The organism is Pseudomonas sp. MF7453, from assembly GCF_016405455.1.
Classification (GTDB): Bacteria; Pseudomonadota; Gammaproteobacteria; order Pseudomonadales; family Pseudomonadaceae; genus Aquipseudomonas; species Aquipseudomonas paralactis.
This window is the reverse complement of the sequence record NZ_JAEKCN010000008.1, coordinates 204,760-216,638: the sequence shown is the minus strand read 5'-3', so window position 1 is coordinate 216,638 and position 11,879 is coordinate 204,760. Positions and strand designations below refer to the sequence as shown.

General features: G+C 60.6%; 10 protein-coding genes. 5 read left to right on the top strand and 5 right to left on the bottom strand.

From position 1 onward, the window contains the following. Positions 1 to 2: 2 nt before the first annotated feature. The 3 genes from JFT63_RS14855 to JFT63_RS14845 form a co-directional block, all read right to left on the bottom strand. The gene (locus JFT63_RS14855; RefSeq protein WP_198844214.1) at positions 3 to 962 is read right to left on the bottom strand and encodes a YbgA family protein; all 960 of its coding nucleotides are present in this window, start codon (positions 960 to 962) and stop codon (positions 3 to 5) included. A gap of 113 nt (positions 963 to 1,075) precedes the next feature. Continuing rightward, entirely contained in the window at positions 1,076 to 1,291 is a 216-nt protein-coding gene (locus JFT63_RS14850) for a TIGR02450 family Trp-rich protein (RefSeq protein WP_057701682.1), read from the bottom strand. Next, on the bottom strand, positions 1,288 to 2,274 hold the full coding sequence (locus JFT63_RS14845; protein WP_198844213.1) for an NAD(P)/FAD-dependent oxidoreductase: 987 nt from the start codon (positions 2,272 to 2,274) through the stop codon (positions 1,288 to 1,290). The genes JFT63_RS14850 and JFT63_RS14845 overlap by 4 nt, the downstream gene beginning before the upstream one ends. Positions 2,275 to 2,486: 212 nt before the next feature. Here JFT63_RS14845 and JFT63_RS14840 point away from each other — a divergent pair, with 212 nt between their 5' ends. Both JFT63_RS14840 and hemH read left to right on the top strand, forming a co-directional pair. Next, complete coding sequence (locus tag JFT63_RS14840; protein ID WP_198844212.1) at positions 2,487 to 3,386, top strand: TIGR01777 family oxidoreductase; 900 nt, start codon at positions 2,487 to 2,489, stop codon at positions 3,384 to 3,386. 14 nt (positions 3,387 to 3,400) lie between these two features. Next, the gene (gene hemH, locus JFT63_RS14835) at positions 3,401 to 4,426 is read left to right on the top strand and encodes a ferrochelatase (RefSeq protein ID WP_198707503.1); all 1,026 of its coding nucleotides are present in this window, start codon (positions 3,401 to 3,403) and stop codon (positions 4,424 to 4,426) included. A 127-nt stretch (positions 4,427 to 4,553) separates the two neighbouring features. On the opposite strand, the gene JFT63_RS14830 is transcribed toward hemH, so the two are convergent. Then, the gene (locus JFT63_RS14830; protein WP_198844211.1) at positions 4,554 to 6,650 is read right to left on the bottom strand and encodes a TonB-dependent siderophore receptor; all 2,097 of its coding nucleotides are present in this window, start codon (positions 6,648 to 6,650) and stop codon (positions 4,554 to 4,556) included. Between the two features lie 111 nt (positions 6,651 to 6,761). Next, positions 6,762 to 7,922, bottom strand: a complete 1,161-nt coding sequence (gene algW / locus JFT63_RS14825; protein WP_057701677.1) for a Do family serine endopeptidase AlgW — start codon at positions 7,920 to 7,922, stop codon at positions 6,762 to 6,764. A gap of 101 nt (positions 7,923 to 8,023) precedes the next feature. On the opposite strand from algW, the gene JFT63_RS14820 reads away from it, so the two are divergent. The 3 genes from JFT63_RS14820 (at position 8,024) to cysN (ending at position 11,866) form a co-directional block, all read left to right on the top strand. Then, positions 8,024 to 8,782: a Nif3-like dinuclear metal center hexameric protein gene (locus JFT63_RS14820; protein WP_198844210.1), complete on the top strand. Its 759-nt coding sequence runs from the start codon at positions 8,024 to 8,026 to the stop codon at positions 8,780 to 8,782. A gap of 258 nt (positions 8,783 to 9,040) precedes the next feature. Next, positions 9,041 to 9,958: a sulfate adenylyltransferase subunit CysD gene (cysD, locus tag JFT63_RS14815; RefSeq protein ID WP_017137614.1), complete on the top strand. Its 918-nt coding sequence runs from the start codon at positions 9,041 to 9,043 to the stop codon at positions 9,956 to 9,958. Between the two features lie 9 nt (positions 9,959 to 9,967). After that, entirely contained in the window at positions 9,968 to 11,866 is a 1,899-nt protein-coding gene (gene cysN, locus JFT63_RS14810) for a sulfate adenylyltransferase subunit CysN (protein ID WP_057701675.1), read from the top strand. The last annotated feature ends 13 nt before the right edge of the window (positions 11,867 to 11,879 follow it).

Below are 11,879 nucleotides of genomic sequence, written 5' to 3'. Positions count from 1 at the left end.
GGTTATATCGCATTACGCAGGCTGAGGTTTTCCGGGTGCGGTTGCAGGTAGGCCTGCTGCGCAATGTAACGATCCGGGTGCTGACGAAAGTGGTGCTTGAGCAGGGTCAGTGGCACCACCAGCGGTACGATGCCCTGGCGGTACTGGCTGATCACTGTTTGCATTTCCTGTTTGTCATCGGCGCTGATGGCCTGCTTGAGATAGCCACTGATGTGTTGCAGTACATTGCTGTGGGTGCCGCGCGTGGCGCACTTTTTCAAACCCGCCATCAGCTCGCTGAAATAACCATGGGCCAAAGCCTGGAGGTCGACGTCCTTGCCCATGCTGCCGAGCAAGTGACCCAGGCTTTTGTAATGCACCGGGCTGTGGGCCATCAGCAGGTATTTGTAGCGCGAGTGGAAGGTCAGCAGGCCGTGGCGGGTAAGCCCCTCGGCCAGCAGTTGTTGCCAGGTGGCGTACACGAATACACGGGTCAGGAAGTTTTCCCGCAGCACAGGGTCGTTCAGCCGACCGTCTTCTTCCACCGGCAGGTTGGGGTGGCGTGCGCAAAACGCCTGGGCATAAATGCCGCGCCCGCCACCGTCAACGGGCGTGCCGTTGGCGCGGTACACCTTGACCCGCTCCAGACCGCAGGATGGCGACTTTTGCATGAAGATATAGCCGCACAGGTCGGTGTGTGCCTGGGCCATCTGCTGACCGTAGTCGTGCAGTGGCTGCGTGACGTTGAGTTCACGGTTTACCGTGCCAACGGCTTGTGGCTGCGCAGGGTCACCCACCAGGCGGATTGGCTCGCGGGGGATGCCCATGCCAATGGCGACTTCAGGGCACAACGGCACGAAGTCGAAGTAGTCGCTGAGCGTCTGGGTGCACAGCAGAGACTGTTTATGCCCGCCGTTAAAGCGCACGTTCTCGCCAAGAAGGCAGGCACTGATGGCGATCTTCGGTTTTGTACTCCTGGACATACCCAAAACCTCTGCAAGAATCCTGTACAAGTTATAAAACTTGTACAACTAAACCTCATCATAGATTCGATGTTGTACAAGTCAAATAGTTTGTAGAGGTTTTTTCTGCAGCGTTACTTCCAGCCGATTTTCCACTGTTCGGCGTTTTGCAGGGTTTGCCAGGGCAGGCGTTCAGCGCGCCGGGTCAGCACGGCTTGCAGTTCGATTTCCAGCACCGTGCCTTCGTCGTCACGAAACAACTCGGTGACCAGAAAATGTTTTTCCTTGTTGCGTGGCTGTGCTGCCGTCCATTTCGACAGCAGCAACTTGCTGGGGTTGAGGCGGTTCATTGCAGGTGTTCGATCAAGCGTCGCGCCGCTTCCTGGCCACTGAGCCAGGCGCCTTCCACCCGGCCCGAGAGGCACCAGTCGCCGCAGACGAACAGGCCCAGGTCGGCATCGGCCAGTACACCAAACTCATGGCTGCCCGACGGGCGAGCGTAGAGCCAGCGGTGGGCCAAACTGAATGACGGCGCGGGCATGGCGCTGTGCAACAGTTCGGCGAAGGCGCCGTGCAGATGCTCGATCACCGCGTCCTTGGGCAGGTCCAGGTGGGCCTTGCTCCAGGCGCTGGTGGCGTGCAGCACCCAGGTGTCGAGGGTGGTGTCGCGCCCGGGTTTGCTGCGGTTGCGCGCCAGCCAGTCAAGGGGGCTGTCTTGCACGAAGCAGCCTTCCATCGGCGTATCCAGGGGCTTGTCGAAGGCCAGAGCAATGGCCCAGGTCGGATCCATTTTCACCCCGGCGGCGGCACTTGCCAGCTTGGGGGCAGCGGCCAGCAGGGCAGTGGCCTGAGGGGCCGGCGTGGCGATGACCACATGGCTGAAGGGGCCATGACTGTCACCGTCGGCGTCGAGCAGGTTCCAGTGCTGCGTGCCCTGGAACACCTCGGTGATGCGGCAACCGAACTCCACCGGCAGGTCATCGAGCAATGCACGGGTGATGGCGCTCATGCGCGGTGTACCGACCCAACGAATCTGTTCATCGGGGGAGGGAGTCAGTTGTCCGGACTTGAAGTTGTACAGCTGGGGTTTCCACTGTTCGGCCCAGCCGTTGCTTTGCCAGCGCTGTACTTCGTTGACGAAGCGTCGGTCGCGGGCGGTGAAATACTGCGCGCCCATGTCCAGCGCGCCGGCATCGCTGCGCTTGCTGGACATGCGGCCACCGCTGCCGCGGCTTTTATCGAAGAGTTGCACTGCGTGGCCCGCGTCTTTTAACGCTCGGGCGGCGGAGAGACCGGCGATGCCGGTACCTATGATCGCGATGGGGACAGTCATGGGAGGCCTCGTTTTACCGTTGGGTACAGACTACGCCGACACCAATAGCTGTACAATATTGTTTTTTGGTATAAGTTTTGGCGTGCCTGATTGTGTGGCGTGACCTATGGTTAAGCTCAGGCTTTAACGCGCGTCACGCTCGATTATCAAATTGATCCCTGCTTATAAAATAGACCAGTGAGCGGCGGCGAACGTTACATGAGGAGAGTCCCATGCATATTTTGCTGACCGGCGGTACCGGCCTGATTGGTCGTCAACTCTGCCAACACTGGCTCGCCCAGGGCCATCGCCTGACGGTGTGGAGCCGGCAACCGGAAACGGTCGCCAGGCTCTGCGGCGAACAGGTACTTGGGGTGGGTCGCTTGCAAGAGGTGATTGGCGCGGTGGACGCGGTGGTCAACCTGGCCGGTGCGTCCATTGCCGACCGGCCCTGGACCCACAAGCGCAAGGCATTGCTGTGGAGCAGCCGTATCAACCTCACCGAAACCCTGCTGGCCTGGATCGAAAGCCTGGAGCAGAAACCGCCGGTACTGATCTCCGGCTCCGCCGTGGGTTGGTACGGCGACGGCGGTGAGCGCGAACTGACCGAAGCCAGCGGCCCGGTGCTGGACGATTTCCCCAGCCAGTTGTGCATTGCCTGGGAAGAAACCGCCCAGCGTGCCGAAGCCTTGGGCGTTCGCGTGGTGCTGGTGCGGACCGGGTTGGTACTGGCGGCCGAGGGCGGCTTTTTGTCGCGCCTGTTGCTGCCCTTTAAACTGGCACTGGGCGGGCCGATCGGCACGGGTAGGCAGTGGATGCCATGGGTGCATATCAAGGATCAAATCGCCCTGATTGATTTTCTTCTGCACAAGACTGACGCCAGCGGTCCTTATAATGCCTGCGCGCCACACCCGGTGCGTAATCGCGAGTTTGCCAAGACCCTCGGCCAGGTGTTGCACCGCCCGGCATTCATGCCGATGCCGGCGTTTGCACTGAAGGTTGGTTTGGGGGAGTTGTCCGGTTTATTGCTGGGCGGGCAAAAAGCCTTGCCTGAGCGGCTGCTGGCGGCGGGTTTCACTTTCCAGTTCACTGAGTTGCGTGCGGCTCTGGACGACCTGTCCAGCCGCCTCTAAAGATAGGATGTTGCATGACCGATCACGCGTTGTTACTGGTCAACCTGGGCTCGCCAAAGTCCACCTCCGTGGCCGATGTGCGCAGCTACCTCAATCAGTTCCTGATGGACCCTTATGTGATCGACCTGCCATGGCCGGTGCGGCGTTTGCTGGTGTCGCTGATCCTGATCAAGCGCCCGGAGCAGTCTGCTCATGCCTATGCGTCGATCTGGTGGGATGAGGGCTCGCCGTTGGTGGTGCTGAGCCGTCGCCTGCAGCAGCAAATGACCGCTCAGTGGACCCAGGGCCCGGTGGAGCTGGCGATGCGTTATGGCGAGCCGTCGCTGGAAACCGCCCTGACACGGCTGGCCGCCCAGGGTATCGGCAAGGTGACACTGGCGCCGCTGTATCCGCAGTTTGCCGACAGCACCGTGACCACGGTGATAGAAGAAGCCAAGCGCGTGGTGCGCGACAAGAAACTGAGTATTCAGTTTTCGATCCTGCAGCCTTTTTACGACCAGCCCGAGTACCTCGATGCCCTGGCGGCGAGTGCGCGCGCTTATGTGGAGCAGGATTACGATCACTTGCTGCTCAGTTTCCATGGTTTGCCTGAACGTCACCTGACCAAGCTTGACCCTACCGGCCAGCACTGCTTCAAAGACGCTGACTGCTGTAAGAACGCATCCCCTGAAGTGCTTGCCACCTGTTATCGCGCGCAGTGCTTCAGCGTGGCGCGGGACGTAGCCGAGCGGCTGGGCTTGCCGGAGGGTAAATGGTCGGTGGCGTTCCAGTCCCGCCTGGGTCGGGCCAAATGGATCGAACCCTACACCGAGGCGCGCCTTGAGGCATTGGCCCAGCAAGGCGTGAAGAAGCTGCTGGTGATGTGCCCGGCGTTTGTCGCCGATTGCATTGAGACGCTGGAGGAGATTGGTGATCGCGGTCGCGAGCAATTTCGTGAAGCGGGGGGCGAGGAGTTGGTGTTGGTGCCTTGCCTGAATGATGAGCCGCAGTGGGCGGCAGCCCTTAATACCCTGTGCGAACGAGCGCCGACGACGCTGTAACCCGGGCCGGATTAAGATCAAAATGTGGGAGGGGGCTTGCCCCCGATAGCGGTGGATCAGTGACAGATATGCTGACTGACACACTGCAATCGGGGGCAAGCCCCCTCCCACATTTTGTCCTATGTTGTCAGAGGTTGAGGGTCAAGCTGACCGTGAGGTTGCGCGGTTCACCAGGGTTGGCCCAGTACCTGCTGTAGGACCGCTCGTAGTACTTCTCATCGAACAGGTTATTCAGGTTCAGCCCCACAGTGACATTCTTGGTGGCCTTGTAGTGAGCCAGCAAATCCACGGTGTGGTAGGCCGGCAGTTCGAAGCTTGTGCCCGCTTCACCGGAGCGGTCCCCTACATAAGTAAACGCCGCCCCTACGTCTGAACCGCGCAACATCCCATCCTGAAATTCGTACACGCCCAACAGGCTGCCGCTGCGCTTGGCGACACCGAGAATACGGCTGCCCGTGGGGATGGCTTTGTCGCCCTTGGTCACTTCGGCGTCGATGTAGGCCAGCGCGCCGATCACGCGCAGGGCGTCGGTCACTTGCCCGGTCACTTGCAGGTCGAACCCCTGGCTGCGGGCCTTGCCAATGGCGCGGTCGGTGTTGGTCGCCGGGTCCAGGGTCAGCACGTTTTCCTTTTCGATATGAAAGGCCGCCAGGGTGGCGCTGAGGCGCTCGTCAAACAGCTCGCTTTTGATACCCACCTCATAGCCCACGCCTTCTTCTGGCTTAAAGGATTTGCCGCCGGCATCCAGGCCGCTATTGGGCTTGAACGAGGTGGATGCGTTGGCAAATACCCCGACTTGCGGCGTGAGCTGATAGAGCAGGCCGGCGCGTTGGGTCAGGGCGTCGTGGGTCTGGCGGCTCTTGGCGTGGTTGCGGGCGAAATTGTCGGTGCTCTGTTCGAAGTGCTCGAAACGCGCACCGATCATGCCGCGCAGGCGGTCGGTGAAAATGATCTGGTCTTGCAGGTTCAGCGCGTGGCTTTTGGTCTGTTCGAAAAAATCGGTGCCGGAACGTTCTCCGTTGGGTTTGGACTGGCCGTAGACAGGGTTGTAGATATCGATGAGGTAACGACTGCCGCCGATGGTGGTGACGCGTTCTTTTTTGCGGTAATCCTCGTATTCGGTGCCGATCAGCAGTTCATGCTGCCAGCTGCCGATATCGAACAGCCCGCGCAGTTCCAGCTGGGTGATGCTGTCATGCCAACCGGTGGAGCGCTCACGATAGCGACGGTTGACGGTGTGGCCATCCCCATTCAACGCACGGCTTTCCGACGCATCGCCCCACAGGCTGCCCTGCTTGTAGTGGCTGGCCAGACGCAGCTTCCAGGCGTCGTTGAGGTGATGTTCGAGCGCGGCCTGGATGCGGTTGTTGTGGTTGCGAATATTGCCGTCGTTGGGCTCGCCGAGGAAGGTGGAATGGGACATGCCGGTATCGGCGACGATGCCCCGGTCGAAGGTGGAGCTGTGGCGCACGAATTCGCTTTCGACCAACAGCTGGGTGTCCGGGCTCAACTGCCAACTGAGCGAGGGCGCCACGAATACACGCTTGGCGTCTACGTGATCGCGAAAGCTGTGGTTGTCTTCAACGGCCAGGTTCACCCGCGTCAGCACGCGTCCCTCGCTGTCCAGCGGCGTATTCACATCCAGCGCCGTGCGGTAGCGGTCCCAACTGCCGGCACTGGTTTGCAAGGTGGTGAACGCTTCGGGCTGGGGTTTCTTGGTGACGATATTCACTGTGCCGCCAGGATCGCCACGCCCATACAGGCTGGCGGCGGGGCCTTTGAGAACTTCAATGCGTTCGATATTCGCAGTGTCCGGCGTACTGGGGTAACCGCGGTTGGCGCTGAAACCGTCCTGGTAGAACTCGGACGTGGTGAAGCCGCGCACGCTGTATTCGTAGAGGGTCAGGCCACCAAAGTTGTTTTGCTTGGACACGCCGCCGGCAAAGTCCAGGGCGCGCTCCACGCTGGTACTGCCCAGGTCTTTGAGCACCGTGGCCGGGATCACGCTGATCGATTGCGGTATGTCGCGCAGGGCGGTATCGGTCTTGGTGGCACTGGCCGAGCGGGTGGCGCGATAGCCCTGGACCGGGCCGGTGGCCGACTCATACGCCTCCGAGGTCACGCTGATGGTGTCCAGTTCCAGGGTGTTGTCTTCGGCGTAGGCAGGGTCGAGCAGAAAACCCAGGGCCAGACCGGCCAGGGGCACAAACTTTCGAGACGGCATGAGAGAGCGTTCCAATAGCGATATTGAAACAATATAACATGCCTATTGAGAATGAGTCGCTACGAACGTAAACTTGCCAGTGCCCGCGAGCGGGCACTTGGGTCGTATCGGCTACTGCTCTTCTTTTATCGGTGCGGTTGCCGGCGGCGGACGCAGGCCGATTTCCGCCGAGAGCTTGATCTCTTTGCCGTTGCGCATGACCTGGATCGCCACCTTGTCGGTTGGCTTGATCCGCGCGACCTGGTTCATCGACTTGCGGCCATCACCGGCCGGTGCGCCGTCGATGCTGAGGATCACATCGCCCAACTCCAGCCCGGCTTTCTGCGCCGGGCCGTCGCGGAAGATCCCGGCAACCACGATGCCTGGGCGTCCGGTCAGGCCGAATGACTCGGCCAGTTCCTTGGTCAAGGGTTGCACTTCAATGCCCAGCCAGCCGCGAATGACCTGGCCGTGTTCGATGATCGACTTCATCACTTCCATCGCCAGCTTTACCGGGATCGCAAAACCGATGCCTTGTGAGCCGCCGGACTTGGAGAAAATCGCGGTATTGATGCCGGTGAGGTTGCCATTGGCGTCCACCAGCGCACCGCCGGAATTGCCGGGGTTGATGGCGGCGTCGGTCTGGATGAAGTCTTCGTAGCTGTTAAGGCCCAACTGGTTGCGCCCGGTGGCGCTGATGATGCCCATGGTAACCGTCTGGCCCACGCCGAACGGGTTACCGATAGCCAGCGCTACGTCACCTACGCGCAAACCGTCGGAGCGGCCGAGGGTGATTGATGGCAGGTTCTTCAAGTCGATCTTGAGTACCGCGAGGTCGGTTTCCGGGTCGCTGCCCACCACACGGGCCAGGGTTTCGCGGCCATCACGCAGGGCGACCACGATCTGGTCGGCGCCGGTGGTCACGTGGTTGTTAGTGAGGATGTAGCCTTCGGGGCTCATGATCACTCCGGAACCCAGGCTGGACTCCATGCGGCGCTGCTTGGGGCCGTTATCACCGAAATAGCGGCGAAACTGCGGGTCTTCGAACAGCGGGTGCGCCGGTTTGTTGATGACCTTGGTGGTGTACAGGTTGACCACCGCAGGGGCCGCGATAGTGACCGCGTCGGCATAGGTGACCGGGCCCTGCACCACCGTGTTGGTTTGCGGCGCTTGTTGCAGGTTCACATCCAGGGTCGGCAGGCCCACCCATTGGGGATAACGCTGAATAATCAGCATCGCGATCAGCACGCCAGCCAACAATGGCCATCCAAAAAAACGCAGTGCCTTGAGCATCAAGTAAGTCCTGACAGGTTGCAGGGGGCGGGCGAGCGCCCATAATGTTGCGCATTATACGAGGCTGCGACGCCTGCGAACCGGATATTTAGGAGTCTTTTATGGCCGTGCCCCTTACCACCCTCGTCGAGGAAGCCGACCGCTACCTTGGCAGTGCCAAAATCGCCGATTATTGCCCCAATGGCCTGCAGGTCGAGGGCCGCCCGCAGGTGATGCGCATCGTCAGCGGCGTGACCGCAAGCCAGGCGCTGCTGGACGCCGCTGTCGAAGCCAAGGCCGACCTGATACTGGTACACCATGGTTATTTTTGGAAGGGTGAGAGCCCGTGCATCACCGGCATGAAGCAGCGCCGCCTGAAAACCCTGCTCAAGCACGACATCAGTCTGTTGGCCTATCACCTGCCATTGGACCTGCACCCCGAAGTGGGCAATAACGTGCAGCTTGCCAAGCAACTGGACATCACCGTCGAAGGCCCATTGGACCCAAGCAACCCCAAGGTGGTCGGCCTGGTCGGGTCGCTGGCCGAACCCTTGTCACCGCGTGATTTTGCCCGCCGTGTGCAGGATGCGATGGGGCGCGAACCGCTGCTGATCGAAGGCAGCCAGATGATCCGCCGCGTCGGCTGGTGCACCGGAGGTGGCCAGGGCTATATCGACCAGGCAATTGCCGCCGGAGTCGACCTGTACCTGAGCGGCGAGGCCTCCGAGCAGACCTTCCACAGCGCCCGTGAAAACGACGTCAGCTTCATTGCTGCCGGTCATCACGCCACCGAGCGCTATGGGGTGCAGGCGCTGGGTGACTACCTGGCGCGGCGCTTTGCCCTGGAGCATTTATTCATCGATTGCCCCAACCCGATCTGATGGCTCTCCCCTGTAGGAGCGAGCTTGCTCGCGAAAAAACCGAGAGCGCCGCGTTCATCCAGAATGCCCGCGTTATCGTTAACGATCTTCGCGAGCAAGCTCGCTCCTACAAGTGTCCGAGCGCCCAAACCCGGAGGTATATTCATATACCGTTTCGATCTAGAAGGCGCCCTGAATAGAAGAAGGTGCTGTGCTAGCATGCCCCGCTCGAACACGGCCCGCCTGGCCGTCCATAAGATCGTTTTTCCGTGAGTAACCATGGTCGACAAACTGACGCATCTGAAACAGCTGGAGGCGGAAAGCATCCACATCATCCGCGAGGTCGCCGCCGAGTTCGACAACCCGGTGATGCTCTACTCGATCGGTAAAGACTCCGCCGTGATGCTGCACCTGGCGCGCAAGGCTTTCTTCCCGGGCAAGCTGCCGTTCCCTGTGATGCACGTCGACACGCGCTGGAAATTCCAGGAAATGTACAAGTTCCGCGACAAAATGGTCGAAGAGCTTGGCCTGGACCTGATCACTCACGTCAACCCGGACGGCGTGGCGCAGGGTATCAACCCCTTCACCCACGGCAGTGCCAAACACACCGATATCATGAAGACCGAAGGCCTCAAGCAGGCGCTGGACAAGCATGGTTTCGACGCAGCGTTCGGCGGCGCCCGTCGCGATGAAGAGAAGTCCCGTGCCAAAGAGCGCGTGTACTCGTTCCGCGACAGCAAGCACCGCTGGGACCCGAAGAACCAGCGCCCGGAGCTGTGGAACGTCTACAACGGCAACGTCAACAAGGGCGAGTCGATCCGCGTGTTCCCGCTGTCCAACTGGACCGAACTGGACATCTGGCAGTACATCTACCTGGAAGGCATCCCGATCGTGCCGCTGTACTTCGCCGCCGAGCGCGACGTGATCGAGAAGAACGGCACGTTGATCATGATCGACGACGACCGCATCCTCGAACATCTTTCCGACGAAGACAAAGCCCGCATCGTCAAAAAGAAAGTCCGTTTCCGTACCCTCGGCTGCTACCCGTTGACGGGCGCGGTGGAGTCTGAAGCCGAGACGCTGACGGACATCATTCAGGAAATGCTCCTGACGCGAACTTCCGAGCGCCAGGGCCGTGTCATCGACCACGATGGTGCAGGCTCGATGGAAGACAAAAAACGTCAGGGTTATTTCTAAGGGGCTGTCATGTCGCACGTATCTGATTTGATCAGCGAGGACATCCTCGCCTACCTGGGCCAGCACGAGCGCAAAGAGATGTTGCGCTTCCTGACCTGCGGCAACGTCGATGACGGCAAGAGCACCCTGATCGGGCGCCTGCTGCACGACTCCAAGATGATCTACGAAGATCATCTGGAAGCCATTACCCGAGACTCGAAAAAGTCCGGCACCACCGGCGATGACATCGACCTGGCGTTGCTGGTCGATGGCCTGCAGGCCGAGCGTGAACAGGGCATCACCATTGATGTTGCCTACCGCTACTTCTCCACCGCCAAGCGCAAGTTCATCATCGCCGATACCCCCGGCCATGAGCAGTACACCCGCAACATGGCCACCGGTGCGTCCACCTGCGACCTGGCGATCATCCTGATCGACGCCCGCTACGGCGTGCAAACCCAGACCCGTCGCCACAGCTTTATCGCTTCGTTGCTGGGTATCAAACACATCGTGGTGGCCATCAACAAGATGGACATCAACGGCTTTGACCAAAGCGTATTCGAGTCGATCAAGGCCGATTACCTGAAGTTCGCCGAAGGCATCGCGTTCAAGCCAAGCACATTGGCTTTCGTGCCGATGTCGGCGCTCAAGGGCGACAACGTGGTGAACAAGAGCGAGCGTTCGCCCTGGTACACCGGCCAGTCGCTGATGGAGATCTTGGAGACTGTCGAGATCGCCAACGACCGCAACTACACCGACCTGCGTTTCCCGGTGCAGTACGTCAACCGCCCGAACCTGAACTTCCGTGGGTTTGCCGGCACTCTTGCCAGCGGCATTGTGCACAAGGGCGACGAAGTCGTGGTGCTGCCGTCGCGCAAGCGCAGCCGGGTCAAGTCCATCGTCACCTTTGAAGGTGAGCTGGAGCACGCAGGCCCGGGTCAGGCCGTAACCCTGACCATGGAAGACGAGATTGATATCTCCCGTGGCGACCTGTTGGTGCATGCCGACAATGTGCCGCAAGTGACCGATGCGTTCGACGCCATGCTGGTGTGGATGGCTGAAGAGCCGATGCTGCCGGGCAAGAAGTACGACATCAAGCGCGCTACCAGCTACGTGCCGGGTTCCATCACCAGCATCGTGCATCGCGTGGACGTGAACACCCTGGCCGAAGGCCCGGCGAGTTCGCTGCAGCTCAACGAAATTGGCCGGGTCAAGGTCAGCCTTGATGCCGCCATTGCCTTGGATGGCTATGACAGCAATCGCACGACCGGTGCCTTTATTGTCATCGACCGTTTGACCAACGGCACCGTGGCCGCCGGCATGATCATCGCGCCACCGACCAGCCAGGGCGGGGCAGCGCAGCACGATAAATTGGCACACGTGGCCACTGAAGAACGTGCCCTGCGTTTCGGCCAGCAGCCGGCTACCGTGTTGTTCAGCGGCTTGTCGGGCGCCGGCAAAAGCACGTTGGCCTATGCGGTTGAGCGCAAGCTGTTCGACATGGGCCGGGCGGTGTTCGTACTGGATGGCCAGAACCTGCGGCATGACCTGAACAAAGGCCTGCCTCAGGACCGCGCCGGGCGTACCGAAAACTGGCGCCGTGCGGCTCATGTGGCGCGTCAGTTCAATGAAGCTGGCTTGCTGACCCTGGCAGCCTTCGTTGCTCCTGATGCCGAAGGCCGCGAACAGGCCAAGGCGCTGATCGGCAGCGATCGCCTGCTGACCGTCTACGTGCAGGCGTCGCCGCTGGTATGTGCCGAGCGTGATCCGCAAGGTTTGTATGCAGCCGGTGGGGATAACATCCCTGGCGAGTCCTTCCCGTACGACGTGCCGTTGAATGCCGACCTGGTGATCGACACCCAGGCCTTGTCGCTGGAAGACAGCGTCAAGCAAGTGCTGGAGTTGTTGCGTCAGCGCGGCGCGATCTAAGCTTTATTGCCGC